The 25389-nt window shown below is 66.9% G+C and carries 25 protein-coding genes; 22 read left to right on the top strand and 3 right to left on the bottom strand.

The features are described 5' to 3' along the window. The first annotated feature begins 2 nt into the window (after positions 1-2). From flgE to AWR35_RS08600, 19 genes are all read left to right on the top strand, one after another. Complete coding sequence (gene flgE, locus AWR35_RS08510; RefSeq protein WP_058575534.1) at positions 3-1268, top strand: flagellar hook protein FlgE; 1266 nt, start codon at positions 3-5, stop codon at positions 1266-1268. A 183-nt stretch (positions 1269-1451) separates the two neighbouring features. After that, complete coding sequence (gene flgF / locus AWR35_RS08515) at positions 1452-2195, top strand: flagellar basal-body rod protein FlgF (protein WP_058575535.1); 744 nt, start codon at positions 1452-1454, stop codon at positions 2193-2195. 21 nt (positions 2196-2216) lie between these two features. Further along, the gene (flgG, locus tag AWR35_RS08520; protein WP_058575536.1) at positions 2217-3005 is read left to right on the top strand and encodes a flagellar basal-body rod protein FlgG; all 789 of its coding nucleotides are present in this window, start codon (positions 2217-2219) and stop codon (positions 3003-3005) included. A gap of 40 nt (positions 3006-3045) precedes the next feature. Further along, positions 3046-3738, top strand: a complete 693-nt coding sequence (gene flgH / locus AWR35_RS08525; RefSeq protein ID WP_058575537.1) for a flagellar basal body L-ring protein FlgH — start codon at positions 3046-3048, stop codon at positions 3736-3738. Between the two features lie 10 nt (positions 3739-3748). Next, a complete protein-coding gene (locus AWR35_RS08530; RefSeq protein ID WP_058575538.1) occupies positions 3749-4882 on the top strand; it encodes a flagellar basal body P-ring protein FlgI in 1134 nt (377 codons plus the stop codon). A 9-nt stretch (positions 4883-4891) separates the two neighbouring features. Then, positions 4892-5941, top strand: a complete 1050-nt coding sequence (flgJ, locus tag AWR35_RS08535; RefSeq protein WP_058575539.1) for a flagellar assembly peptidoglycan hydrolase FlgJ — start codon at positions 4892-4894, stop codon at positions 5939-5941. Positions 5942-6012: 71 nt separating this feature from the next. Continuing rightward, positions 6013-7704: a flagellar hook-associated protein FlgK gene (gene flgK, locus AWR35_RS08540; protein WP_058575540.1), complete on the top strand. Its 1692-nt coding sequence runs from the start codon at positions 6013-6015 to the stop codon at positions 7702-7704. 21 nt (positions 7705-7725) lie between these two features. Further along, the gene (flgL, locus tag AWR35_RS08545; protein WP_082664027.1) at positions 7726-8616 is read left to right on the top strand and encodes a flagellar hook-associated protein FlgL; all 891 of its coding nucleotides are present in this window, start codon (positions 7726-7728) and stop codon (positions 8614-8616) included. Between the two features lie 238 nt (positions 8617-8854). Continuing rightward, entirely contained in the window at positions 8855-9781 is a 927-nt protein-coding gene (gene fabD / locus AWR35_RS08550) for an ACP S-malonyltransferase (protein ID WP_197408179.1), read from the top strand. 41 nt (positions 9782-9822) lie between these two features. Then, positions 9823-10581 carry a 3-oxoacyl-ACP reductase FabG gene (fabG, locus tag AWR35_RS08555; RefSeq protein WP_058575543.1) on the top strand — a complete coding sequence of 253 codons (759 nt, stop codon included), beginning with the start codon at positions 9823-9825 and terminating at the stop codon, positions 10579-10581. Between the two features lie 163 nt (positions 10582-10744). Beyond that, complete coding sequence (acpP, locus tag AWR35_RS08560; RefSeq protein WP_058575544.1) at positions 10745-10984, top strand: acyl carrier protein; 240 nt, start codon at positions 10745-10747, stop codon at positions 10982-10984. 139 nt (positions 10985-11123) lie between these two features. Further along, positions 11124-12371: a beta-ketoacyl-ACP synthase II gene (gene fabF / locus AWR35_RS08565; protein ID WP_058575545.1), complete on the top strand. Its 1248-nt coding sequence runs from the start codon at positions 11124-11126 to the stop codon at positions 12369-12371. Between the two features lie 52 nt (positions 12372-12423). Beyond that, positions 12424-13839: a chorismate-binding protein gene (locus AWR35_RS08570; protein WP_231723584.1), complete on the top strand. Its 1416-nt coding sequence runs from the start codon at positions 12424-12426 to the stop codon at positions 13837-13839. After that, a complete protein-coding gene (locus tag AWR35_RS08575; protein WP_058575546.1) occupies positions 13836-14705 on the top strand; it encodes an aminotransferase class IV in 870 nt (289 codons plus the stop codon). Before AWR35_RS08570 ends, AWR35_RS08575 begins: the two co-directional genes overlap by 4 nt. A 58-nt stretch (positions 14706-14763) precedes the next feature. After that, positions 14764-15786, top strand: a complete 1023-nt coding sequence (mltG, locus tag AWR35_RS08580) for an endolytic transglycosylase MltG (protein ID WP_058575547.1) — start codon at positions 14764-14766, stop codon at positions 15784-15786. Then, positions 15786-16418, top strand: a complete 633-nt coding sequence (gene tmk / locus AWR35_RS08585; protein ID WP_058575548.1) for a dTMP kinase — start codon at positions 15786-15788, stop codon at positions 16416-16418. The genes mltG and tmk overlap by 1 nt, the downstream gene beginning before the upstream one ends. Continuing rightward, positions 16408-17460 carry a hypothetical protein gene (locus AWR35_RS08590; RefSeq protein WP_058575549.1) on the top strand — a complete coding sequence of 351 codons (1053 nt, stop codon included), beginning with the start codon at positions 16408-16410 and terminating at the stop codon, positions 17458-17460. Before tmk ends, AWR35_RS08590 begins: the two co-directional genes overlap by 11 nt. 117 nt (positions 17461-17577) lie before the next feature. Continuing rightward, positions 17578-17931, top strand: coding sequence for a PilZ domain-containing protein (locus tag AWR35_RS08595; protein WP_058575550.1), 354 nt, complete (start codon positions 17578-17580; stop codon positions 17929-17931). Positions 17932-17989: 58 nt separating this feature from the next. Next, on the top strand, positions 17990-18808 hold the full coding sequence (locus AWR35_RS08600; RefSeq protein ID WP_058575767.1) for a TatD family hydrolase: 819 nt from the start codon (positions 17990-17992) through the stop codon (positions 18806-18808). A 61-nt stretch (positions 18809-18869) separates the two neighbouring features. Here AWR35_RS08600 and AWR35_RS08605 read toward each other — a convergent pair whose 3' ends face one another. Further along, positions 18870-20414: a LysM peptidoglycan-binding domain-containing protein gene (locus tag AWR35_RS08605; protein WP_058575551.1), complete on the bottom strand. Its 1545-nt coding sequence runs from the start codon at positions 20412-20414 to the stop codon at positions 18870-18872. A 31-nt stretch (positions 20415-20445) separates the two neighbouring features. Next, a complete protein-coding gene (gene gloB, locus AWR35_RS08610; protein ID WP_066185131.1) occupies positions 20446-21243 on the bottom strand; it encodes a hydroxyacylglutathione hydrolase in 798 nt (265 codons plus the stop codon). A 109-nt stretch (positions 21244-21352) separates the two neighbouring features. Here gloB and AWR35_RS08615 point away from each other — a divergent pair, with 109 nt between their 5' ends. The 3 genes from AWR35_RS08615 (at position 21353) to AWR35_RS08625 (ending at position 24858) form a co-directional block, all read left to right on the top strand. Further along, the gene (locus tag AWR35_RS08615) at positions 21353-23818 is read left to right on the top strand and encodes a DNA internalization-related competence protein ComEC/Rec2 (protein WP_197408180.1); all 2466 of its coding nucleotides are present in this window, start codon (positions 21353-21355) and stop codon (positions 23816-23818) included. Positions 23819-23966: 148 nt separating this feature from the next. Next, on the top strand, positions 23967-24407 hold the full coding sequence (locus AWR35_RS08620; protein WP_156413970.1) for a hypothetical protein: 441 nt from the start codon (positions 23967-23969) through the stop codon (positions 24405-24407). Between the two features lie 109 nt (positions 24408-24516). Further along, the gene (locus AWR35_RS08625; RefSeq protein WP_058575555.1) at positions 24517-24858 is read left to right on the top strand and encodes a DUF2853 family protein; all 342 of its coding nucleotides are present in this window, start codon (positions 24517-24519) and stop codon (positions 24856-24858) included. Positions 24859-24946: 88 nt separating this feature from the next. On the opposite strand, the gene AWR35_RS08630 is transcribed toward AWR35_RS08625, so the two are convergent. Then, the gene (locus AWR35_RS08630; RefSeq protein ID WP_058575556.1) at positions 24947-25357 is read right to left on the bottom strand and encodes an ectoine synthase; all 411 of its coding nucleotides are present in this window, start codon (positions 25355-25357) and stop codon (positions 24947-24949) included. Positions 25358-25389: the final 32 nt, after the last annotated feature.

Raw genomic sequence — 25389 nt, forward strand, 5'->3', positions numbered from 1 at the left:
GCATGTCGTTCAATACCTCCATCAGCGGCCTGAACGCCGCTCAGAAAGACCTGAACGTGACGAGCAACAACATTGCCAATGCCAAGTCCACCGGCTTCAAGAAGTCGCGGGCCGAGTTCGGCGATATCTATGCGGTCAGCGCGTTCGGCAACAGCAAGACCGCCGTGGGCCAGGGTGTGCTCAACCAGGCGGTTACCCAGCAGTTCTCGCAGGGCAACCTTGAGTTCACGGACAACTCGCTCGATCTCGCCATCTCGGGGCAGGGCTTCTTTGCCTTTCAGAAGGCGCTCGACAACTCCGAGGCGGTGTTCACGCGGGCCGGTGCGTTGGGCGTGAACAAGAACGGCTACCTGGTCAACCAGTCGGGCGAGTACCTGCAGGCACTGCCGGTCAACGAGAACGGCACGTTGCAGTCGACCTCCCTGGCGACCGCCAGCCCGGTGCAGCTGCCGGTCGCGGCCGGTGCCCCGCAGGCGACCACCGAGGCGGCCATCTCGGTCAACCTGCCGGCAGGCGCCGACACGCCGCCGGTGACCACCTTCGATCCGGACGACCCGGACTCCTACAACCAGGCGAACTCGCAGCGGATCTACGACTCGCTGGGTAACCCGCACACCCTGACGAGCTATTTCGTCAAGAACGATCCCGCGGTAACGGGTGTGGACAACCAATGGAGCGTTTACTACCAGATCGATGACCAGCCGGTGGCCGACATGACTCAGCAGACGGTTGAGTTCAATACCGATGGCTCGTTTAGTACGGCCGACGCCAACCCGGTGACGGTCAGCGAGACGGGGGCGAACCTGGGGACCGGCGCAGGTGATCTCAGTATCGCCATGACGTTCCGCACCGATTCGACCCAGTACAACGGGCCGTTCAACGTGGCCGATCAGTCGGCGGACGGCAACACCACCGGCCAGCTGACCGGTATTTCGGTGGGGACCGACGGCCTGATCCGGGCCAGCTATACCAATGGTGAAACGATCCCGCTGGGCAAGGTGGCGCTGGTCGACTTCCGCAACCCGCAGGGCCTGAAGCAGGTGGGCGACAATTCCTGGATCGAGTCGATCGATTCGGGCGAGCCGCTGGGTGGCGAGGCCGGTAGCGGCACTTTCGGCGCGATCCAGGGCGGGGCGCTCGAAGCCTCCAACGTCGATCTGACCGCCGAGCTGGTCAACCTGATCACCGCGCAGCGGAACTTCCAGGCCAACTCGCGGGCGATCGAGGCCAACAAGACCCTGAGCGACACGATCATCGGCATCCGGTAACGCGCGATAGCGCTCGATCGGAAAAGCGGGCCAGTCGGCCCGCTTTTTTTGTGCCGTGCGGCTCGGGTGTCGGCCCGCCGACGCGACCGGCCGGCGCGTTTTCCCTACTTGGCACACCTTCTGCATTAGTCAGGGCATCGGGGACTTTCCCCATCCTGATCAGTGAATTGTTGGAGGTGCGTGATGGATCGTCTGGCCTATATCGCCATGAGCGGTGCCTCGCAGACCCTACGGGCCCAGGCTACCAACGCCAATAATTTGGCGAACGTGAATACCCAGGGCTTCAAGGCGGATATCGACGCGTTTGCCAGCCTGCCGGTCTATGGCCCGGGGCAGGCCTCGCGGGCCTACACCGAGGCCCAGGGCAAGGGGGCCGATTTCTCGCCCGGCCCGCTGCAGACCACCGGGCGCGGGCTCGACATTGCCGTCAAGGGCGACGGCTTCATCGCCGTCGAGGCCCCGGACGGGCGAGTGGCCTACACGCGGCGCGGCGACCTGCACCTGACGGCCAACGGCCAGCTGCAGACCGGTCAGGGCGATCCCGTGATGGGCAACGAGGGCCCGATCGCCATTCCGCCGGCCGAGAAGATCGACATCCATGCCGACGGCAGCATCAGCATCATCCCGGTCGGCGGGCAGGCCAACGCCCCGGCGATGGTCGATCGCATCCGGCTGGTCAACCCGGATCAGGCCGATCTGCAGAAGGCGCCAGACGGCCGCTTCTCGCTGCGCCCCGGCGCCGAGGAGCCGCCGGCCGATGCCGCCGTGCAGGTCGCCAGTGGCGTGCTCGAGGGCAGCAACGTCAATGCCGTCGAGGCCATGGTCAACATGATCGAGTACGGCCGCATGTTCGAGACACAGAGCCGCATGCTCCGCACGGCGGACGAGAACGGCGAACTTGCCGACCGCCTCATGCGCCTCGGTTAAACCAGTTAGGGGAGAAATACCATGACCACACCCGCACTCTGGACAGCAAAGACCGGCCTGGACGCGCAGCAGACGCGCATGTCGGTGATTTCCAACAACCTCGCCAACGTCAACACCACCGGCTTCAAGCGTGATCGGGCGGTGTTCGAGGACCTGATCTACCAGAACTACCGTCAGGTCGGCGCGGCGAACAACCAGCAGGACGAGGTGCCGACCGGCCTGAATGTCGGCACGGGTGTCCGCGTCGTCGCCACCGAGAAGCAGCACAGCCAGGGCAACATCCAGCAGACCGACAATGCCCTGGACATGGCGGTCAACGGCCGCGGCTTCTTCCAGGTACTGCAGCCGGACGGCAACATCGCCTATACGCGTGACGGCGACTTCTCGCTCAACAGCGACGGCCAGCTCGTGACCGCCAACGGCCAGCCGGTGCAGCCGGCGATCAACGTGCCGCAGGGCGCCCAGTCGATCACCATCGGTTCGGACGGCACCGTCAGTGCGCAGCTGGCCGGGCAGGCCGAGCCGGTGCAGCTGGGCACGATCCAGCTGGCGGACTTCGTCAACCCGGCGGGCCTGCAGCCGGTCGGCAACAACCTGTTCGTCGAGTCGGGTGCCAGTGGCGCGCCGCAGCTGGACACGCCGGGCCTCAACGGCATGGGGGCAATCCAGCAGGGTGCGCTGGAAAGCTCGAACGTCAACGTGGTCGAGGAGCTGGTCAGCATGATCGAGACCCAGCGGTCCTACGAGATGAATTCCAAGGCCATCTCGACCACCGACGGCATGCTCCAGTACCTCAACCAGAACGTGTAACGGCCCGTATCGTCAGCGCGGCCACCGCCGGAGGCACACCATGAAACCGTCAATCCACTGGCTTTCCCGGGCATCGATCCTGTTGGGCGTCGCGCTGCTGGCCGGTTGCGCCAGTCAGCCGCCGATCAAGCCGGATCCGCAGTTCAATGCCGCCATGCCGCCGGAGCCGTCCCAGCACAACCCGGTGCAGAGCAACGGCGCGATCTTCCAGACCGGCCAGGTGGACAACATGTTCGCCGATGCCCGGCCGTACCGGGTGGGCGACATCCTGACGGTCATTCTCGAGGAGCGCATGCAGGCCTCGAAGAGCGCCCAGACCTCGACCGGCAAGAGCCAGGAGGTGGGAATCACGCCGCCGAACGTCCTGGGCTTGAGCGGGCCGCTGGTCGATCGGCTCAATGCCCAGATGGCCGGGGAACGCGATTTTGCCGGCGACGGCGAAAGCAGCCAGCAGAACACGCTCAACGGACAGATCACGGTCACCGTCTCGCGGGTGCTCTCCAACGGCAACCTGGTCATCCGTGGCCAGAAGTGGATCGGCATCAATCAGGGCAGCGAGTTCATCAAGCTCGCCGGCATGGTGCGCCCGCAGGACATCGCGCCGGACAACACGGTCATGTCCACCCGGGTGGCCAACGCCAAGATCGCCTATGGCGGCGAGGGCGTGATCAACGAGTCGAACAACATGGGCTGGCTGGCCCGCTTCTTCAACAGCCCGGTATTCCCGTTCTGAGGTGGGTGGCATGAACTCGATCAAACACGTACGCGCGTTCCTCGCCGGCCTGCTGCCGCTGGCACTGCTGGCGGTCAGCATCGGCTGGGCTCCGCAGGCCGGGGCCGAGCGCATCAAGGATGTCGCCAGTTTCGCCGGGGTGCGCGACAACCAGCTGGTGGGCTACGGCATCGTGGTCGGTCTTGCCGGCACCGGTGACCAGACCACGCAGGTGCCGTTCACCCGCCAGAGCATCCAGAACATGCTCGAGCGTCAGGGATTGTCGCCGGATGGCGGCAACGTCCAGCTGTCGAATGTGGCGGCCGTGATGGTCACCGCGACCCTGCCGCCGTTCGCCAAGCCCGGGCAGACCATCGACGTGACCGTCTCCTCGATGGGCAATGCCGACAGCCTGCGTGGTGGCGAACTGCTGATGACGCCGCTGAAAGGCGCCGACGACAACATCTACGCCGTCGCCCAGGGCAGCCTGGTCGTCGGCGGACTGGATGCCTCCGGCCGTGACGGCTCGCGGGTGACCGTCAACATTCCCACGGCCGGTCGTATTCCCAACGGCGCGACGGTCGAGCGCAGCGTGCCGAGCAAGATGGGCGGCGCCGGCGCGGTATTCCTCAACCTGCGCGAGCCGGACTTCACCACCGCTCGGCGCATGGAGAAGGCAATCAACGACGCACTCGGTGGTGGCGTGGCCCAGGCGGTCGACGGCGGCACGGTCAAGGTGCGAGCCCCGGATGCGCCGGACCAGCGGGTCGGATTCATGTCGGTGCTCGAGAACGTGACTGTCGAGCCCGGCGACGGACCGGCTCGCGTGGTGGTCAACTCGCGCAGCGGTACGGTCGTGATCGGCCAGAACGTCACCATCGAGGCGGCGGCCGTTTCGCACGGCAATCTGACGGTCACCGTCGACGAGAGCCTCAACGTCTCGCAGCCCGCGCCGTTCAGCGAGGGCGAGACCGTCGTCACGCCGGAGTCCGACGTCGCCGTTCAGGAGGAATCCAGTCGCGCCTTCCTGTTCGACCCGGGCGTGAAGCTCAACGACATCGTTCAGGCCGTCAATGCCGTGGGCGCCTCGCCGTCGGATCTGGTGGCCATCCTGCAGGCCCTCAAGCGTGCCGGTGCCCTCAAGGCCGAGCTGATCGTGATCTGAGGTGATGTGATGGTCGATCCCGCACAAATCCGTTCCTACACCGACTTCCAGGGGCTGAACCAGCTCAAGTCGCAAGCCGGCAAGGACCCGGGGCAGGCGCTCAAGCAGGTCGCCTCCCAGTTCGAGACGCAGTTCGTCAAGATGATGCTGCAGTCGATGCGGGAGGCCACGCCGCGTGACGGCCTGTTCAACAGCGACCAGATGAAGACCTTCGAGGGCATGTTCGATCAGGAGATCGCGCAGAAGCTCTCCGGCCGGGCCGGCGGCATCGGCCTGGCCGACATGATCGAGCGTCAGCTGTCGAAGACGAGCGCAGAGGCGAGGCCCGCTCCGGAGGGCGGCTATCCGCTCGAACGGCAGGCCGAGGGCATGACCACGGCGGGCGAGGCACGCGCCTATCCGCTGCCGGATCCCTCCGAATGGACCCTGCGTCCACACGCCTGGATGAAGCAGGACGACGACAAGGAAGCCGCCAAGGCCGCGGAGAACAAGCTCGAACAGCCGGGGCCGACCAAGGAACGTCTGGCGGCCATCCAGTCGACAGGCCAGTCAGCCTCCACCGAGCCGACGTCGCGCCAGCCGGCCTACTGGGAATCGCCCGAGCAGTTCGTCGAGGCGATCCTGCCGCATGCCCGCGAGGCGGCGGACAAGCTGGGCGTCTCGCCGAAGGTGCTGGTGGCCCAGTCGGCGCTCGAGACGGGCTGGGGCAAGCATGTCCCGCATGACGGCAATGGCCGGGCGAGCCACAACTTCTTCGGCATCAAGGCCGACCGGGGCTGGGACGGCGATCGTCAGGTCCACGGGACGCTCGAGTTCGAATCCGGCAGCCTGGTGAGGAAGCAGGCGGCATTCCGCGAGTACGATTCCATGGCCGCCTCGTTCAATGACTTCGCACGCTTCATCCAGGACAATCCGCGCTACGGTCAGGCCCTGGAGGCCCGTCACGATCCCGAACAGTTCGCGCGCGAGTTGCAGCAGGCCGGCTATGCCACCGACCCGCAATATGCCGACAAGCTGATTTCGATCATGAATTCGCCCGCCGTGAGGGATGCGGTCTGATCGACACGTGGCGCTAAAGTTTTCCGATTCCCGACCGATACAGTCTGCAGTAAACCCTTCGAGGCCTCACCATGGCGGATCTCCTCAGCAATGCAACCAGTGGCCTGCTCGCCGTTCAGCGGGCACTGACCACCACGGGACATAACGTCTCGAATGCGAACACCGAGGGCTACTCCCGTCAGGTGGTCAACCTCAGTGCCCGTCCGCCGGAGTTCCAGGGCAACGGTTACGTCGGTAACGGCACCCAGGTGCAATCGATCACGCGCCGCTTCGACGAGTTCGTCGAGGCCCAGCTGCGCGATGCCACCAGTGACAACAGCCGGCTGCAGTTCGTCAACGAATTCGCCAGCCAGATCACCGGCGTGCTGGGCGACACGGAGACCGGCATCGCGCAGAGCACGCAGGCCTTCTTCAACGCCGCGAGCGACGTGGCCGCCAATCCGACCGACATCACCGCCCGCCAGGCCTATCTCAACGAGGCCTCCGCGCTGACCGACCGCTTCAACCAGCTCGATGGCCGGTTGGCGGACATGAACGCGCGCATCGGCATGGAGGCGAACGCGATTTCCCGCGAGGTGAACGTCTTTGCCGAGGAGATCGCCAATCTCAACGACAAGATCAGCAAGGCCTATCGACAGGATCCGAACGCGCTGCCCAACGATCTCCTCGATCGTCGCGACCAGCTGATCCGTGACATCGCCGAGCGGGTCAACATCCGCGTGACCGACGACGGCGCCGGCTCGCTGAACCTGGCTGTGGGTACCGGCCAGTCGCTGGTAACCAACAACACCGCGACCCAGTTCCAGGCGATCAACGGCGCGTCCGGCCTGACCGTGAAGATCGGCGACAAGGTGATCACCGAACGGGTCACCGGCGGCACGCTGGGCGGCATGATCGAGACCCAGAATGAGCTGATCACGCCGCTGCGCAACGAGCTGGGCCGGGCGGCCATGGTGATGGCCCAGGAAGCCAACGCGATCCAGACCAGCGGCTTTGATCTCGACGGCAATGCCGGCAGCCCGCTGTTCAGCACGCTCGGGACCTTCGAGCCGAATGTCAGCGTCGATTCGCGCAACGATGGTGACGGCTCGGCCTCCGGGGCGATCACCGATGCCACGTTGCTCGAGGACACGCGCTACGAGGCTCGGTTCGACGCCGGCGCTAACGAGTGGCAGATCAGCAGCCAGGACGACCCGGGCACGATCCTGGCGACCGTCGGTCCGGCCGGCACCACCTCGGGCCTGCCCGGCATGGACCTGACGTTCAACGGCACTCCTCAGGAAGGGGACGTGCTGTATATCGATCCGGCAGCCGGTGCCGCAGGGCGGATCGAGACCACGCTGAGCGACCCGCGTGACGTCGCCGCCGCCGGTGACGACGGCACGGGCAGCTCGCTGGGTAGCCGCGACAACACCCAGATCGAGGCGATGGCCGCGCTGGCCAATCAGCGTCTGGTCGGTCAGACCGCTTCCGGCGGCCCGGGTCAGGACGGCACCGACGCCCTTGATGGTCAGACCATCGGCGGGGCGCTGTCCTCGGCGGTCAGCAATGCCGGCTCGGTGGCTGCCACGGCCCAGTTGCAGGGCGAGTCGTCGCAGGCCGCCCTCGACAGCCTGGTCGCCCGGCAGCAGTCGGTCTCCGGGGTCAATCTGGACGAGGAGGCGGCCAACCTCCTCAAGTATCAGCAGCAGTATCAGGCGCTGGCCCGGACGATCTCGATCTCCGGCAATCTGTTCCAGTCCGTTCTCAATGCCCTGGGCTAAGGCCGGGGTGGGGGTAAAGCGATGCGCGTTTCCACGTCATTGATGTTCCAGCAGGGGCTGCAGAGTCTGCAGCGACAGCAGTCCGAGATGGTCCGGGCGCAGACCGACATCTCCACGGGCGTCAAGCTGCGCAGCGCGGATCAGGACCCGGTGGCCTTCGGTCAGGCCAGCCAGCTGACCAGCCAGCAGGCTCGCGTCGACCAGTTCCTGCGCAGCAACGACATGGCGACCGGCAAGATCGAGTCCCAGGAGACCCGCCTTGCCGGCAGCGAGGACATCCTGCAACGGGTACGCGAGATCGCCATCCAGGCCAACAACGACATCAACGACTCGGTCTCGCGCGGTGCGCTGGCCGACGAGCTGGCTTCCCTGCGCGAGGCGCTGGCCGGGCAGGCCAACGCCAAGGACGAGCGGGGCGAATACCTGTTTTCCGGCACGCGTGCCGGGCAGGTGCCCTACGATGCTGCCGGCGTCGACCAGCTGGGCGCGGCGCAGCCGGTCGATCTGCAGGTCGGCGAGAGCGATTCGGTCACGGTCAACCGGGTTGCCAGCGACATTTTCAATACCACCCCGACGTCGGGCCGGTCGGCCATGCAGGTGATCGATGATCTCGAGGCGGCCGTGCGTGCCGACGACAAGGCCGCCTATGAAGGGCTGCAGAACGAGGTGGACCAGGTGCTCGACCGAGTGATCACCTCGCGGGGCGAGATGGGCAATGATCTCAGCAAGCTCGAGCGCCTGCGCGACGACCAGAACGCCTGGAGCCTGAGCAACAAGGAATCGATCTCCAAGCTGCGGGACACCGATCTGGCCGAGGCGATCACGCGCCTCAACGAGAATTACCTCACGCTGCAGGCCACGCAGCAGAGCATGGCCAAGATCCAGCAGCTCTCGCTGTTCAACAGCATCTAAGCGACAGTTACCCTCTCTCGAACGCTGTCGCGATGCTTGAAGGCCGGGATGCCTCGCGCCCCGGGCCTTGTCGCGTTTCCCTTGCCGACCCTTCCCGCCGATCGCCGCTAGCGCGCATCGGCCGGATCCTCCCTGCCTCGATTTCCGATCTCCTGTTTCCCAGTCCGGGTGGCCGGTGCCGGAGCGTCAGGCCGGCTGTGGTACGATCGCGGCCGTTTTTAATCGGCGAGGCGTGAACATGATTGCAGGGGTGTTTCCGGGGCAGGGTTCCCAGTCCATCGGCATGGCCAGCGGCTGGGGCGAACACGAGGATATCGCGCAGGCGGTCTTCGATCGCGCCAGCGACGTGCTCGGTTACGACCTCTGGGCGTTGGTCGCCGAAGGCGATGCCGCCCAGCTCAATCAGACCGAGCGCACCCAGCCGGCCATGCTGGCCGCCGACGTCGCCGCCTGGCAGATCTGGCGTCACAACGACGGCGCCACGCCGGCGGCGCTCGCCGGGCACAGCCTCGGCGAGTACGCCGCGCTGGTCGCCGCCGAGTCGATCGATTTCGAGGCGGCCGTGGCACTGGTCGCGCGGCGTGGCCAGCTGATGCAGTCGGCCGTGGCCGAGGGGCAGGGCGCGATGGCCGCCGTGCTGGGCCTCGACGACGAGGCCGTGCGCGGTGTCTGCGAGAAGGCTGCCGACGGCGAGGTCTGCGAGGCCGTGAACTTCAACGCTCCGGGTCAGGTGGTGATCGCCGGCGACCGCTCGGCCGTCGAGCGGGCCGAGGCCATTGCCGGCGACGAGGGCGCCAAGCGCTTCGTGCTGCTGCCGGTAAGCGTGCCGTCGCACTCCTCGCTGATGCGCGAGGCGGGCGAGCAGCTGCGCGCCGAGATCGCGCAGGTATCGATCCGCCCGCCGCGCGTGCCGGTGATCCACAATGTCGACGCGCTGACCCACGAGAACCCCGAGGCCATCGCCACCGCGCTGGTCGAGCAGCTGTTCCGGCCGGTGCAGTGGGTCGCCTGCGTCCAGGCGATGCAGGCCATGGGTGCCGGCGACCAGGTCGAATTCGGCCCGGGCAAGGTGCTGACTGGTCTGGCCCGTCGTATCGACCGCCGCATGGGCGCCAAGCCCGTCTTCGACCAGGCGACCCTGGAGAAGGCGCTCGGCACCGAATAAGTCACAAGGAACAACGACGAATCATCTCGAGGAATTTCCCCATGTCCGAACAAGCAAGCCAATTTGCCAACCTGGAAGGGCGCGTTGCGCTGGTTACCGGTGCCTCCCGTGGTATCGGCGCGGCCATTGCCGATGCGCTGGTCGCCGCCGGCGCGACCGTCATCGGTACGGCCACCTCGGAGAAGGGCGCGGCCGCCATCGACGAGCGGCTGGGCGACAACGGTGCCGGCATGGCGCTGGACGTCACTCAGGCCGACCAGGTTGATGCGGTGATCAAGGAGATCGAGTCGCGTTTCGGCGCGATCGCCGTGCTGGTCAATAACGCCGGCATCACCCGCGACACGCTGCTGATGCGGATGAAGGAGGACGACTGGGACGCGATCCTCGAGACCAATCTCACCTCCGTGTTCCGCCTGTCGCAGAAGGTGATGCGTTCGATGGCCAAGGCGCGCTGGGGGCGGATCATCTCGATCGCCTCGGTGGTCGGTGCGATGGGCAACGCCGGGCAGACCAACTACGCCGCGGCCAAGGCCGGCATCATGGGCTTTTCCAAGTCGCTGGCCCGCGAGCTCGGCCCGCGTGGCGTGACCGTCAACGTGGTCGCCCCGGGCTTCATCGAGACCGACATGACCCGCGACCTGCCGGAGAAGCAGAAGGATGCGCTGCTGGGCAACATCCCCAACGGTCGCCTGGGTCAGCCCGAGGAAATCGCCTCGGCGGTGCGTTTCCTCGCCGCCCCGGAGGCCGGTTATATCAACGGCCAGACGATCCACGTCAACGGCGGCATGTACATGGGTTAATGAACCCCGGCCCAAGCGCCTTTGGGCGGGCTATTGCGGGCAGGGCATTTTTATTTGGCCTGCCGGACGGTTTTCAATAGAATGCCGGTCAGTGTTGGCCCGGAACTCACCGGGCCAAAACGTTTAATTGAACAGTGTTTGTACCAGAAGAGGTTCGATACGAATGAGCACCGTTGAAGAACGCGTCAAGAAGATTGTTGTTGAGCAACTGGGCGTCAAGGAAGAAGAAGTCACCAATGAAGCTTCATTCGTTGACGACCTCGGCGCGGATTCCCTGGATACCGTAGAGCTGGTCATGGCCCTGGAAGAAGAGTTCGAGTGCGAGATCCCGGACGAAGAAGCCGAGAAGATCACCACCGTTCAGCAGGCCATCGACTACGTCAACAACCACAAGGACGCCTAATTCGGCCCTTGTGCATTTCGCAGGCCCTGAACGGATGTCCGGGCTTGTGAACTGAAAACCGTGTTTCGGCCTTCGTATCGGGGGTCGATCGCGGTTTTTTACTTGGTGGTCGCCACCAACCGAACTGGAAAAGAGCATCATGAGCAAACGTCGCGTCGTGATCACCGGCCTCGGGCTGGTGACCCCGCTGGGGAATAACGTCAAGGAGTCGTGGGACGGCATTCTGGCCGGCCGGTCGGGCGCTGCCCCCATCGATCGTTTCGACACCGACAAGATGGCGGTCAAGTTCGCCGCCACCGTCAAGGACTTCGACCCGACGACGTTCCTGCCCGCCAAGGACGTCAAGAAGATGGAGCCGTTCATCCACTACGCGCTGGGTGCCTCCATCGAGGCGATCGAGGATGCCGACCTGATGAGCGATTCGCTCGACCTCGACCGGGTGGGTACCTTCATCGGCTCGGGCATCGGCGGCCTGGGCGGCATCGAGCGCAACGCGCTCGCCCTCGAGGCCCAGGGGCCGCGGCGCGTCTCGCCGTTCTTCGTCCCCGGCGCGATCATCAACATGGCCTCCGGTCAGCTGTCGATCCGATATGGCTTCCGTGGCCCGAACCTCGCCACGGTGACCGCCTGCACCTCGGGCACGCACAGCATCGGCCAGGCCGCCCGCCTGATCGCCTACGGCGATGCCGACGTGATGATCGCCGGCGGCACCGAAGGGGCGATCTCGCCGCTGGGCGTGGCCGGCTTCGCCTCGGCCCGCGCGCTCTCGACCCGCAACGACGATCCGCAAGCCGCCTCGCGTCCCTGGGACCGCGACCGCGATGGCTTCGTCCTTGGCGAGGGTGCCGGCGTGATGGTGCTCGAGTCGCTCGAACACGCCCAGGCCCGCGGGGCGCGCATCTACGGCGAGGTCAAGGGCTTCGGCATGAGCTCGGATGCCTACCACATGACGCTGCCGGCCACCGACGGCAATGGTGCCCGCCGTTGCATGGAGGCCGCGCTCAAGGATGCCGACCTGGCGCCTGCCGACATCGACTACATCAACGCCCACGGCACCTCCACGCCGGCCGGCGACGGCACCGAGGTGCACGCGATCAAGACGCTGTTCGGCGACCAGCCGGTCAACTGCCCGGTCAGCTCGACCAAGTCGATGACCGGGCACCTGCTGGGTGCGGCCGGCGGTATCGAGGCGGTGTTCTCGGTGCTGGCGCTGCGCGACCAGGTGCTGCCGCCGACCATCAACCTGGACAACCCCTCCGAGGACTGCGATCTCGACTTCGTGCCGCATGAGGCGCGGCGCGTCGAAGGATTCGAGGTCGCGATGTCCAACTCCTTCGGCTTCGGCGGCACCAACGGTACGCTTGTCTTCGGCCGTTCGGTCGACTGATGACGGCCGGGCCGCGCGCGACACGCCGGCCTGTCGACCGGCACGAGTCCCGGTGAGCGAGTTGCCCGCCATCACGCGATTGCCGGGTGCCGGACCGGCACTGGCGGACTTGCTGCTGGCTGCCGGGCCGGCAGGCAGTCACCTGTTCGAGAGTGTCACCGCCGGCGGGCCGCTGAGCCGCTGGTCGATCCTGTTCGCCGCGCCCACCGAGCGGCTGACCAAGGCAATCGACGACCAGGCCGCCTTTCTGCCACGTTGGCAGGCGGCCATATCCCGTCGCCCCGACGAGCGCGGCGAATGGACGCGGTTGCTGGCCGAGCACGACCTGCCGGCGGATTTCCCGTTCGTCGGCGGCTGGAGCTTTTTCCTTGCCTACGAGATGGCCGGGGAGATCGAGCCGACCCTCGACCTGCCGGCCTTTGCGCTCGGGCAGGCGAGCGGCTTTCCGCAGGCGGTGGCCGAGTACCATCCGGCGGCCTTGGTGCGCGATCACGAGCGGGGCGAGGATGTCGTGGTGCACGACGGCTCGGATGAAGGGCGGCGACTGGCCCGGCGTCTGCTGCTGGCCCGTGAGTCGGCAACCACCGGCGAGCCCCGCTCGGTCGAGCTCGAGACGCTCGATGCCCCGATGGGCGCGCCGCACCGTGAGCGTGTCCAGCGGGTACGCGATTACCTGTTCGCCGGCGATATCTTTCAGGCCAATCTCTCGCATGCCTGGGATTTCCGTCTCGCCGACGACGTGCCCTCGAGCGCGGTCTACCAGTCACTGTGTCGGCGCAACCCGGCGCCGTTTGCCGCCTGGTATCGCCAGCCGGAGGGCGAGATCCTCAGTTCCTCGCCCGAACGCCTGCTGCGCGTGGCGGACGGTCGGGCCGAGACACGCCCGATCGCCGGTACCCGGCGGCGCGATGTCGATCCGGAGCGCGACCGCGATCTGGTCGAGCAGCTGCGCGGCCACCCGAAGGAGCGCGCCGAGCACGTCATGCTGATCGACCTGGAGCGCAACGATCTCGGCCGGGTGTGCGAGCCGGGCTCGGTGGCGGTCGACGAGCTGATGGTGGTCGAGTCCTACGCGCATGTGCACCACCTGGTTTCGAACATCGGTGGGCAACTGCCGGCGACGACATCGCCGCTCGAAGCGCTCGCCGCATGCTTTCCCGGCGGCACCATCACCGGTTGCCCGAAGGTGCGCTGCATGGAGATACTCGCCGAGCTCGAGCAGACCGGTCGCGGGCCGTACACCGGCAGCCTCGGCTACCTGAGCAATCATGGCCCGCTGGACAGCAACATCCTGATTCGCAGCGTGTATCTCTCGCCCGACGGACGCGGCCAGTTCCGTACCGGCGGCGGTATCGTCGCGGATTCCGATCCGGCCCGGGAGCTCGACGAAACCTACCAGAAGGCTCGCGGCGTACTCGACGCCCTGGGTGGCGAGGCGGCGCTCGCAGTCGGGGTGCCCAGAGAATGAACGCGGAGGTGGCGCTAGGCGATCGTGGCTTCGCCTTCGGCGACGGCCTGTTCGAGACGCTGTTCGTTCATCGTGGCCGGCCGGTGGCGCTCGCCGAGCACCTGACACGCCTGCGTTGCGGTCTTGCACGTCTGGGGTTGCCCGAGCCGCCCTTCGATTCGGTCATGGCGGCAATCGACGCCGCGATCGGCGAGGGCGCGCCCACCGGCGTCTGCAAGTTGACTGTTACCGCCGGCACGGGGCCGCGTGGTTATCGTCGCCCGGCGCGCCCGGAACCGACCATTCGTGCCAGCTTCGGCCCGTTGCCGGCAGCCCCGCCCAGCGGTCAGGCGGTGGCGTTGTCGCCGGTGCCCCTGTCGGGCGCCGCCGCCTTGCGAGGACTGAAACACCTCAATCGTCTGGTGCAGGTGCTGGCCCAGGAGGCGCTGCCGGCCGATCACGGCGAAGCACTGATGACCGACGGCGCCGGCCGGGTGGTTTCCGGTACCATGAGCAACCTGTTCTGGTGCGAGCGTGGTCGCTGGCATACCCCGCCGTTGACGGACGGGGCCATCGCCGGCACCCGGCGCGCCTGGCTAATCGAGGTGCTGGGGGCCGAGGTGACACCGTGCGCCGTCGGTCGTCTGGCGCTGGCCGAGGCGGCGTTTCTCGGTAATGCAGTTTCGGCATGGCGGCCGATTGTCCGCTTGCTGGGTCGGCGGCTGGAAGCCGGAGTGCCGCCGACCGCGGCGCTGGAATCGATCGAGGGCTTCTGGCAGCCCGACCTGCCGGCGGCGAACCCCTGGCCGGCCTCGCTGTCGGAGGCGATGGGCAATACCCGTTGGGGCCGGGTGGCCCGGCGCGAAGGAATTCAGGAAACCCGCTGAGGGTATCGGGCGACTGCCCCGACGCCCTCAGGGGTTCCATCATGTCTTGGAGTGGCGGATGCGGCGAGCGATCGGAGTCTTCCTGGTCTGGGTGATGAGCATGGGGTTGGTGGCCGCGCTGCTGGCAGCGGCCGCCCTGGCGTATCACTACTGGCAGATGCCGCTGGTCGACGAACCCACGACCGTTGAGGTCGAGCCCGGGCAATCGATGCGTGATGTCGCTGCCACCCTGAACGACATCCGGCCGGCCCTGCCGGCACGGGTGACCTACTGGACGGCGCGTTTTCGTGGCCAGTCCCGGCAGATCCAGGCGGGCGAATACCAGATCCGCGCCGGCGAACGCCTGCCCGCGCTGCTTGACCGGATGGTGGCCGGTGACGTGATCGAGTACCGCTTCACCGTCCCGGAGGGCGTGACGGCAAACGAGTTTCTGGCCGAGGTGTCCCGGGCGCCGAAGGTGCGACGAACCCTCGATCCGCTCACGCCCGAGGCGGTGATCGAGGCCCTGGACCTGCCGCTCGACCACCTCGAGGGCTGGCTGTTTCCCACCACCTATCACTATCCGGCCGGCACCACCGATGTGGCGCTGCTGCGGCGCGCCCATCGCCTGATGCGCGAGGAGCTGGATGCGGCCTGGGCCGACCGGGACGACGACCTGCCGATCGATTCGGCCTACGAGGCCCTGATCCTCGCCTCGCTGATCGAGAAGGAAACCGCCGTACCGGATGAGCGTGGTCGCATCGCCGGGGTGTTCGTCAATCGCCTGAAACGAGGCATGCGGCTGCAGACCGATCCGACCGTGATCTACGGCATGGGTGATGCCTACGAGGGTCGTCTGTACAGGCGGCACCTGCGCGAGGACACGCCGTACAACACCTACACGCGCGACGGTCTGCCACCGACACCGATCGCCCTGCCGTCGGCCGCTTCCCTGCGGGCGGCCACCCGGCCCGAAGCGACCGATGCGTTGTACTTCGTCGCCGACGGCAGCGGCGGTCACGCGTTTTCCCGTACGCTCAGGGAACACAACCGGGCGGTCTCTCGCTGGCGCGAACACAAGCGAGAATCGGAGGCGAACTGATGGCCGCCACCAATGCACGCTTCATCACCCTGGAAGGGCTCGAGGGGGCCGGCAAGTCGACCGCGATGGCCTTCGCCCGGGACTGGTTCGAGGCCCGCGGCGAGAGCGTGGTCTGCACCCGCGAGCCGGGCGGCACGCCGCTGGCCGAGGAATTGCGCGGCGTGCTCAAGGCGGTGCGTGACGAGCCAGTCGCGCCGTCGACCGAGTTGTTGCTGATGTTCGCGGCGCGTGCCCAGCACGTCGAGCGGGTCATCCGCCCGGCCCTGGCCGAGGGCAAGGTGGTGATCTGCGACCGCTTCACCGATTCGACCCGTGCCTATCAGGGCGCCGGTCGGGGATTGTCCATGGACGTGATCGAACAACTCGCGGACGTCGCCCACCCTGACAGCAATCCCGGCCTGACCCTGTGGCTCGACGTACCGGTGGCACTGGGACTCGAGCGGGCCGCGGCACGGGAGGCGGCCGATCGTTTCGAGCAGGAGACGCTCGACTTCTTCGAGCGGGTGCGCGGCGGATTCGAGACACTCGCTCGACGCGAGCCGGAACGCGTGCAGCGCATTGACGCCACCCGGCCGCTGGCCGAGGTGCAGGCAGCGGTCGAATCCGCACTGGAGGCCCGTCATGGCGAATGACGTGCAGGATCAGGCGATCGCCGGACTGGCCGAGCAACGCCTGGTCAGCGACCCGGCCACCATCCGCGAGGCCGGCTGGCTCTTTGATGCCTGGGGGCGGCTCGACCAGATGATCGAGGGCGGGCGGCTGCCGCACGGTCTGTTGCTGCACGGCCGTCTCGGTGCGCCCATGACCGCGCTCCTCGAGACGCTGGCCCGGCGTTTGATCTGCCACGCCCCCGAGCAGGGCTGGCCCTGCGGGCACTGCCCGGCGTGCCGGCAGGCGGAGCAGGGCAGTTTCCCGGACATCCAGCGACTGGCCGACGACCCCGAGCACCGGGACATTCCGGTGGATGCGATCCGCGGCCTGATCGAGGGGGCGTTCCTCACCCGTTACGGGCGGATGCGCCTGGTCCTGGTCGAGCGGATCGAGCGATTGAATCGGGCCTCGGGCAACGCGCTCCTCAAGCTTCTCGAGGAACCGCCGGAGTCGATGCAGTTCCTCTGCACCGTCGAGCAGGTCGACCGGCTGCTGCCCACCATCCGGTCGCGGCTGCAGCGGTTGCGTCTGCGCGAACCCAGACCCGAGGAGCAGGCCCGCTGGTGGCGGCAGACCACCGGCTGTTCCCCGGAGCAGGCCGAACTGCTCGCCTTCATCGACGATCCCACCCTGGTCGATGGCCATGAGCCGACCTTCGACTGGCAGGCGGTGACCGAGGCCTGGGTGACTCTGGCCGAGGGGCGCGGCTCCCCGCTGGCCCCGCTTGCGCCATGGCTGGCCACGCCACGCCCGGTGCTGGCCCGCTGGCTGCTGCGGCTGTGGCCGGCGGTCGCCCGACATCAGGCGGGCCTGTCAGCCGAAGGACTGCCGGCTGGACTCGAGCCATCGGTCAAACGTCTCGCCGCGGCCCACGGCACCGAGCAGTGGCTTGCGGTGCAGACACGACTGATCCGCTTTGCACGCGAAGCCGGTCACCCCCTGCATCCGGAGCTGTCGGTCGAGCAGCTGGCGCTGGACCTGGTCGACCCCCGCCTGCCGCGACGCCTCGATTCGGCCGTCTGAGCAGCGGCGCTTCGACGCGGCGCCCAATCCCGTTAGACTACGTGTGCATCCGGGTCGTCTCGTGTCCCGAGGGCCGGATTGCATCTTCTTCGGCAAACCGTCACGAGGTAGCGTGCCATGGCAGCAGGAGGCGGCCTGGGTGGAGGCATGATCCACCACAACATTCCGGACAAGGACACGCTCTATAAGTCCTACATGCCGTTCGTGAAGAATGGCGGGCTGTTCATTCCCGGGCATACGCACATCCCGATGGGGAAGGAGATCTTCCTCACCTTGACCCTGATGGGGAGTGCCGAGCGCCTCGCCGTCGCCTCGAAGGTCGTCTGGGTGACCCCGCAAGGTGCACAAAGCGGCAAGACGGCCGGCATCGGCGTGCAGTTCGGCCGCATGGACCAGGGGCGCACGCGCAAGCAGATCGAGACCTATCTCGCCGGGGCGCTCGAGAAGGAAACGCCGACCTACACCATGTGAATGCTCCGTGGCGGCCATGGGCCGCGACGGGGCGATCTACTGCAAGCACCGGAGCGACATGCAACTGTTCGATTCGCACTGCCACCTCGACCGGGTGGAACTCGACGCCTTCGACAACGACTTCGACCACTTCATGCACACCGCCTGGCTCGAGTCGGTCACCAGGATGCTCTGCGTCTCGATCAAGCCCTCGACCTGGCCGGCGATGACCGACCTTGTCTCGCCCTACCTGGCCGGCAACCCGGAGCGTCGTGCCGAGCGCCCCGAGGTATTTCTCTCCTACGGTCTTCACCCGACCGACGATGCCGGGACGGTGGTCCCCGCCGAGGAACTGGTGCGCGCCATCAACGAGGATCGGCACGCGGACTCGATCGTCGCGGTGGGCGAGACCGGCCTGGACTACTTCCACTGTGAGGAGGGTGAGCGCTGGCAGCACGATCGCTTCGTCGAGCACATCGAGGCGGCGAAGGCCGTCAACAAGCCGGTAATTATCCACACGCGCGGGGCGCCCAACGACACCATGGACGTGCTCGAGCGCGAGCATGCCGAGCGGTGCGGCGGGGTAATGCACTGCTTTGCCGAGGACTGGGAGACGGCCCGTCGGGCGCTCGATCTCGGTTTCTATATCTCCTTCTCCGGGATCGTGACCTTCAAGAATGCCGCCTCGCTGCGTGAGGTGGCGCAGAAGGTCCCCGGTGACCGGCTGCTGATCGAGACCGATTCGCCGTATCTCTCCCCGGTGCCCTACCGCGGCAAGCCCAACAACCCGATCCGCGTGCGTCACGTCGCCGAGGTGCTTGCCGACGTGCGTGGCGAGAGCCTGCCGGAGATGGCGGCACGCACGCAGGAAAACGCGGTGCGCTGGCTGGGGATCTGACACCGGCCGGACGCTGGGCGGCGGAAACGAGAACGGGGCCCTTCGGCCCCGTTTTTCTTGCTCAGTTGCTGGCGATCACCAGCTCCTGTCCTGGCTTGAGGGGGGCGTTCCGTCCGATCTGGTTCAGGTCGGTCAGTTGGTCGACCGTCATCGAGAAGCGCCGCGCCAGTTGCCACAGGGTATCGCCCGGCTGGACCACGTACTTCGAGCCGCCCGCCGGACCGGTTTCGTTCTTCACGCCAATGACCACCTTGTCCCCCGGGCGCAGTACCGGGTTGTCGGCATAGTGGTTCATGCGGCGCAGCTCGGCGAGCTTGATGTCGTGCTTGCGCGAGATGGCCCAGAGCGAATCGCCGGGCTGGACGGTATAGGTCTCGGCATTGCCGGCAGCCACCGCCCGGTCGACGCGGCCGGCTGGCACCAGGATCACCTCGCCGGGACGGGCGAGTGCCGACTGGCGCCGGTTGATGGCCAGGAGCTCGTCCACGGAGCTGCCATAACGTCGTGCGACGCGGTAGAAACTGTCGCCGCGCACGAAGGTATAGCGCTGCCAGGCTTCCGCCGCGCTGGCCGCCGAGGTCAGGGTCTGCACGTCGAACCGTCCGCGTGTCTCGTGCGGGACCAGCAACTGACGCGGCTTGTCGCCGGTGATCGAACGACCGAACCCGGGATTGAGCCGGTAGAGCGCCTCGTGGTCCATCCCGGTCAGATCGGCCAGCTTCACCAGGTTGACCGACCGATCGAGATCGACCTGTGCCAGTGCCGGCCGGTTCTCGATCGGGTGCGGGGTGAAACCGTACTTTTCCGGGTTGGAGAAGATCTTCACCAGCGCATAGAAGCGAGCCGGGTAGTCGCGCGTTTCCTTGCGCAGCTGACCAAGGCTCCAGAAGTCGGTGGGCCGTCCGCGGCGCTCGTTTTCGCGGATGGCGTTGAGCAGGGTGCCCTGGCCGCCGTTGTAGGCGGCGATGGCGGTGGGCCAGTCCCCGTCGAATATGCCGCGCAGCTGGGTGAAGTAGGTCACTGCGGCTTCGGTGGAGGCCTCGATGTCACGTCGACCGTCGTAGAAGGCGTCCCGTTCCAGCCCGAAATAGGTGCCGGTCGAGGGGATGAACTGCCAGATGCCGGCCGCCGAACTCGACGAAAGCGCCTGTGGCAGGTAGGCGCTCTCGACGATCGGCAGCAGGGTCAGCTCGAGAGGCAGGTTCGCCGCCTCGAGCTTCTCCACGATCATGTACAGATAGGGCTCGGCACGCTCGCTGACCTTGCGCAGGTAGTCGGGATGACGTGTGTAGCGACGCAACTCGGCGTCGATGCGGGCGTTGTCCGGTACCGGCAGCGTGAAGCGCGTGGCCACGGCGCGCCAGAGGTCGTGCTCGTGGTCCTCCGCCCGCGTGCCGTCGGCATCCGGGCGGCTGATGGCCGGCAGGGTCGAGTAGGTCGGGGTGCGGCTCTGGTCTTCGCCGCCCGAACCGGAATCCGGTGGCGGTACCAGGGACGCGCAGCCATGCAGCATCAGGACCGTCAGTGACAGGAGCAGCCCGCGAGCCCAGCCCGCGCGACCGGGCCGGGACGAGATGGCGAAAGGCGGTCGGGTCGGCTGGTGCATGGCGGGCTTCCTTGTCGGTCCTGATTCGGGGTTACAGACGGGCGAGGCCGTCGAAGTCGTCTTTCCAGTGACGCAATTGGGCGAAGGCCTCGATGTCGTCGTCGATGCGTTCGCCGACGTAATCCTCGATCGCGCGACGCAGTACCGGCTCGCGGACACGCAGGAACGGGTTGGTTTTCTTCTCCAGCACCATCGAGGCGCTGGCGGTGGGTTCGTTCGCCGCGCGCTTGGCTTCGACGTCCTTCACCCGCGCAGCGATGTCGGCATTGTCCGGCTCGGCATGGGCGGCGAAACGCAGGCTGTCGGTGGTGTACTCGTGTCCGCAGTGGATCGTCTTGTCGTCGCCCAGGCCGGCGAGGCGGTCGAGCGAGTGGAGCATCTGCGCTGCCGTGCCCTCGAACAGCCGGCCACATCCGGCCGTGAACAGCGTGTCGCCGCAGAAGACATGCTCGCCCAGCACGTAGGAGAGGTGATCCTGGGTGTGGCCGGGCGTGGCCAGCACACTGAAGTCGCCGATGCCGGGGATCTCGAAGGCATCGTTGTCGCCGACGACGTGATCGACCCCGACTCGCCGGCAGCTGTCCGGTCCGTAGATCGGCATCGAGTAGCGTGCCACGAGATCCGCCAGGCCCTGGACGTGATCCCCGTGGTGGTGGGTAACCAGGGTGGCCACCGGTCGCAGGCCGCGTGATTCGATCGCCTCGATTACCGGCCCGGACTCGCCGGCATCGACGATGACGGTGGCGCCATCGAGGCCTTCGATCAGCCAGACGTAGTTGTCCGACAGGACGGGAATGCAATGGATGGTCGGCGCGGTTACAGTGCTCATGGCGGCATGGTAACGCAGTCGGTCCGGGGCAAGGAATGCCCGCGATCGCATGATCGACCGAAGGGTCTGCCTGCCCCCGAACCCATTCCTGCTGCAAGGACGCGGCTGCATGGATAAAGACTCTGCTTTCACCCCCGGCCAGGGGGTCGTCGGGCGCCGCTGCCCGTCGCTGCGCTGGCTATTGCTTGTCTGGGCGCTCGCCGTGCTGGCGGCGTGGTTCGTCCCGTGGCGAACGGGGCCGCAGGCGGTGGGCATCGGGCCGGCAATGACGGCTTGGCTGGCGGCTATCACGCCTGTCGCGCCATGGGCGCTGGCATTGTCCGCGGTAATCGCCTGGCGGCTCCTGCGCCCGCGACTCGCCGTGGCAATGCTGATCCTGGCCGGCGTGCTGCACACCCTCGGCGCGGCGGGGGCATTGATCGCCCAGACCCCGAGTTTCGATCAGCGCATCGACTGTCGACTCGAGGGGCGTGTTGCCGGCCTGGTCGATGTGGGGCCGGATCGGCGTCGCTTTCGACTGGTGGTGAGTCATGCCGCCCCGGTGGCTCGCGACGACCAGGCCGCCGCTGCTGTCTGCGGCGAGGGCCTGGCCGGCAGCCGACTGCGGCTGAGCGACTATCACCGGGGCGACGACCGGCTCCGTTTGGCCGCTGGTCATCGCTATCGGTTGGTCGCACGACTCAAGCCGCTGCATGGCCACGTCAATCCCGGCGGTTTCGATTATCGGCGTTGGTTGTTCCGTCATCGGGTTGTGGCCACCGGCTATCTGCGCGAGCCACCGGTCGACCTCGGTGCTGCCTGGGGCTGGTCTGCCGTCGTGGATCGGCTGCGCAGCCGGGCTCGCGTACAGCTCGCGGCCAGTCTGCAACAGGCCGACGATTTCGGTCTGCCCGATGTCGCCCGGGGTTCGGCGGCCGCGCTGTCGCACGGCCTGGCCCTGGGAGACCGGGGCGAGTTGACCGACGGGCAGTGGGAGACGTTGCTGGCTTCGGGCACGAATCATCTGCTCGCGATCTCCGGCCTGCACGTCGGCATGATCGCCGCGCTGGCCGCCTTGCTGGTGCGTGCGCTCTGGGGGCGGCTGGGCGTCAGTCGCGGCATTCCTGCCCAGCGTGTGGCGGCCCTGACTGCGGTCATTGCCGGCTGGGGCTATGCGGTGATCGCGGGGCTTTCCATTCCCACCCTGCGCGCGGCGCTGATGCTCAGCGTGCTTCTGCTCGGAGTGCTCGTGCAGCGGCGCTGGCGGTTGGTGGATCTCTGGCTGCTGGCCTTCGTGCTGGTGCTGGCGCTCGATCCCTTCGCTCCCCTCGACATGGGGTTCTGGCTTTCGTTCGCCGCCGTGTTGCTGATTCTGCTGTTCGTGCGGGGCCGCGAGACGCTTTGGCGACCGTTCGAATTGCTGCGGCTGCAATGGCTGCTCACCTTGGGGCTGCTGCCCCTGACCTGGGTGCTGTTCGACCGGGTTGCGTTCGCTTCGCTGCCGGCCAACCTGGTTGCCGTGCCGCTGGTGTCGGTACTGATCACGCCACTGGCGTTGGCGGGGCTGGTGGCATCGATGATCGGCCCGATGCCCGGCGGGGGTGTTGCCTGGTTGATCGGCTGGCTGGGCGCGGGCCTGTTCGCGGTCCTCGACTGGCTGGTCGCGGCGTTTCCCGACTCCATCCGGCCTCCGCCACCCTGGCTGGCGCTGGCGTTTCTGGTGCCGGGGCTTGCCTGGTTGATGCTGCCGCGCCGTTTCCCGGGGCGGCTGGTGGCCGTCGTGTTGATTGGTCCGGCCTTGCTGCTCAGTTCGTCCGGGCCGTCGCCCGGACGGTTGGAGGCGACGGTGCTCGACGTCGGCCAGGGGCTCGCGGTGGTCCTGCGCACGGCCGACCACGCGTTGCTTTACGATGCCGGACCGCGCTTCGGCCAGTTCGATACCGGCGAGGCCGTCGTCCTCCCCGCACTACGGTCGATGGGGGTGGTCGGGCTGGATCGAATCGTCATCAGTCATGCGGCACGCGATCATGCCGGCGGGCTGGCGTCCATCCGTGCGGCCTTTCCCGATGCGGGCGTGATCGGGTTGGAGGGGCCGGGACACGGATTGGCGGCCGGCGAGGGTGGGCCTTGCCGTCACGGCGAGGCGTGGCAATGGGATGGGGTGCGATTCGAACTGGCTCGACCGCCGTTCGGCTCGGCAAACGATCGTTCCTGCGTGTTGCGGGTGGTGAGTGCCGCCGGGACGCTGCTGCTGACCGGCGATATCGAGGCGGCCGGCGAGCAATGGCTGGCGCGGCAGGGCGATGTGCGGTCAGACGTTGTGCTGGTTGGGCACCATGGCTCGTCGAGCTCGTCGACCGCTGCATTCATCCGGGCGACCGGAGCGCGACATGCGCTGGTCAGCGCCGGGTTTCTCAATCGCTGGTCACATCCGCGTCCGGCGGTCGTCTCCCGGTGGCAGGCCGCTGGCGCCACCGTATGGCGGACCGACCGTCACGGCGCCTTGCAGGTGGTCGACGGCCAGGTCACGTCTGCCAGACGGGTCGCGTGGCCGTTCGCCTGGCGTCATCCGGCCTTCGAACGGCCTGATCGATAGCAGGGGGAGTGGTGCATGCGTAAGGCAGGGCAGGTGGGCGAAGGGATGCACTCGGTCGTCATATTGACGTAGAGTGCCGCAAAGGGCCATGGATTGGCGATGCAACAACGGGAAGGGACGCGCGAGCCGAGAGGTGGGCACCAACCCGATGAAGTCAACCAGTCTGTATTCCGAGGAGCAGATTCGCGCAGCCGAGAAGTACCTCAAGGAGGTGGGTGCGGACGATCTGAGCCTCGACAGCCGCCATGGGCGAACCTCCCGCCCGGAGAGCCTGCGTGTCCTCAATCCGGAAGAGCGTGGCATTCGCGTCCTCAAGGACGCACGCATGGATTTCTTCGCCAAGGATCGCCTGGCGCTGGTCGTGCCTCATTACACCCGGCAGCTGCCGTTGGGATGGACGCGGCCCGGCTTTCGTATCGTCGTGATGCGGCGGTTTGCCGACGAGGAACTGGGTGTTCGCCAGATCCTCGAAGGACTGGTGACCAAGGCCGCCGAGGCGCAACGCGGCGACGACCCGGATCAGGCGCTGGTCTTGATCATTCAGGTCAGTCGCCAGCGTGAATTCGAACCGGGCGAGCATCCCGGTTGAGTGGCGGCGGGTGGTGTCCGCCCGTTGCAGATGGATGGGCGGTTGACGGTCCGGTCAACCAAACGGCGCGGGCGAACCCGTTGCCCGGCCAGCCAGGGGAGGGAAGGCAATGAGCCATCGGGACGAGTTGATCGACAAATATGCGGCCGAGCTCGCCGAGAAATGCGGCGTGACGGCCGACCGGGACCTGCTGACCCGCGTGGTCGTCGGTCTGGGGCCGGCGGTCTACAACCGCGATGCCTCGGTGGTCGCCGGCGACGATCCCCGCGAGATCGAGTACATCAAGAAACACTTTCTGATCGACAAGCTCGGCCTGACCGATGGGCCCGATCTGGATGCCGCGATCGACAAGGCAATCGATCGCTACGGGCGGGAGAATCGGCACAAGTATCGCGCGGTGATCTACTACCTGCTGACCCGGCACTTCGGCCGGGATGCCGCCTATCCCTGAGCGTGCCGAGCGAGTGGCCTGACAAAAAAAGAAACCCGGCGCTCCTTGCGGAGGCCGGGTTTCTCTCTGTCTACCGATGCGGCAGCGATCAGTCGTCGATGCTCAGGGCCGGGTAGACACCGTTCTCGTCGTGCACTTCGCGGCCGGTGAGCGGCGGGTTGAACACGCAGATCAGGCGCATGTCCTCGCTGCCACCACGCAGGTAGTGCTTGTCGGCATCCGGGTCGTTGAGGAGATACATCATCCCGTCGCGGATCGGGTAGGTGACATCGTTGTTGATGTCGTGGATCTCCCCGTTACCGGCGACGCAGTAAACCGCCTCGATGTGGTTCTGGTAGTGGATGAAGGTCTCCGTGCCGGCACGGATGATGGTGTCGTTGAACGAGAAGCCGACGCGATCGTCGGCCAGGATCAGGCGACGGCTGACCCAGTTGCCGTTCTCCGCCTCGACTTCGCGTTCGGTACCGAGAATGTCCCGGTCGAGATAACGTACGAGCATGGTTGTCTCCGTAACTGGTGAAAGACCGCCCC

It is taken from the genome of Guyparkeria sp. WRN-7 (assembly GCF_001641825.1).
Lineage (GTDB): Bacteria > Pseudomonadota > Gammaproteobacteria > Halothiobacillales > Halothiobacillaceae > Guyparkeria.

Coding starts and splice junctions, on each gene's coding strand:
- flgE (WP_058575534.1), top strand. CDS start 3: ATGTCGTTCAATACCTCCATCAGCGGCCTGAACGCCGCTCAGAAAGAC.
- flgF (WP_058575535.1), top strand. CDS start 1,452: ATGGATCGTCTGGCCTATATCGCCATGAGCGGTGCCTCGCAGACCCTA.
- flgG (WP_058575536.1), top strand. CDS start 2,217: ATGACCACACCCGCACTCTGGACAGCAAAGACCGGCCTGGACGCGCAG.
- flgH (WP_058575537.1), top strand. CDS start 3,046: ATGAAACCGTCAATCCACTGGCTTTCCCGGGCATCGATCCTGTTGGGC.
- AWR35_RS08530 (WP_058575538.1), top strand. CDS start 3,749: ATGAACTCGATCAAACACGTACGCGCGTTCCTCGCCGGCCTGCTGCCG.
- flgJ (WP_058575539.1), top strand. CDS start 4,892: ATGGTCGATCCCGCACAAATCCGTTCCTACACCGACTTCCAGGGGCTG.
- flgK (WP_058575540.1), top strand. CDS start 6,013: ATGGCGGATCTCCTCAGCAATGCAACCAGTGGCCTGCTCGCCGTTCAG.
- flgL (WP_082664027.1), top strand. CDS start 7,726: ATGCGCGTTTCCACGTCATTGATGTTCCAGCAGGGGCTGCAGAGTCTG.
- fabD (WP_197408179.1), top strand. CDS start 8,855: ATGATTGCAGGGGTGTTTCCGGGGCAGGGTTCCCAGTCCATCGGCATG.
- fabG (WP_058575543.1), top strand. CDS start 9,823: ATGTCCGAACAAGCAAGCCAATTTGCCAACCTGGAAGGGCGCGTTGCG.
- acpP (WP_058575544.1), top strand. CDS start 10,745: ATGAGCACCGTTGAAGAACGCGTCAAGAAGATTGTTGTTGAGCAACTG.
- fabF (WP_058575545.1), top strand. CDS start 11,124: ATGAGCAAACGTCGCGTCGTGATCACCGGCCTCGGGCTGGTGACCCCG.
- AWR35_RS08575 (WP_058575546.1), top strand. CDS start 13,836: ATGAACGCGGAGGTGGCGCTAGGCGATCGTGGCTTCGCCTTCGGCGAC.
- mltG (WP_058575547.1), top strand. CDS start 14,764: ATGCGGCGAGCGATCGGAGTCTTCCTGGTCTGGGTGATGAGCATGGGG.
- tmk (WP_058575548.1), top strand. CDS start 15,786: ATGGCCGCCACCAATGCACGCTTCATCACCCTGGAAGGGCTCGAGGGG.
- AWR35_RS08590 (WP_058575549.1), top strand. CDS start 16,408: ATGGCGAATGACGTGCAGGATCAGGCGATCGCCGGACTGGCCGAGCAA.
- AWR35_RS08595 (WP_058575550.1), top strand. CDS start 17,578: ATGGCAGCAGGAGGCGGCCTGGGTGGAGGCATGATCCACCACAACATT.
- AWR35_RS08600 (WP_058575767.1), top strand. CDS start 17,990: ATGCAACTGTTCGATTCGCACTGCCACCTCGACCGGGTGGAACTCGAC.
- AWR35_RS08605 (WP_058575551.1), bottom strand. CDS start 20,414: ATGCACCAGCCGACCCGACCGCCTTTCGCCATCTCGTCCCGGCCCGGT.
- gloB (WP_066185131.1), bottom strand. CDS start 21,243: ATGAGCACTGTAACCGCGCCGACCATCCATTGCATTCCCGTCCTGTCG.
- AWR35_RS08615 (WP_197408180.1), top strand. CDS start 21,353: ATGGATAAAGACTCTGCTTTCACCCCCGGCCAGGGGGTCGTCGGGCGC.
- AWR35_RS08620 (WP_156413970.1), top strand. CDS start 23,967: ATGAAGTCAACCAGTCTGTATTCCGAGGAGCAGATTCGCGCAGCCGAG.
- AWR35_RS08625 (WP_058575555.1), top strand. CDS start 24,517: ATGAGCCATCGGGACGAGTTGATCGACAAATATGCGGCCGAGCTCGCC.
- AWR35_RS08630 (WP_058575556.1), bottom strand. CDS start 25,357: ATGCTCGTACGTTATCTCGACCGGGACATTCTCGGTACCGAACGCGAA.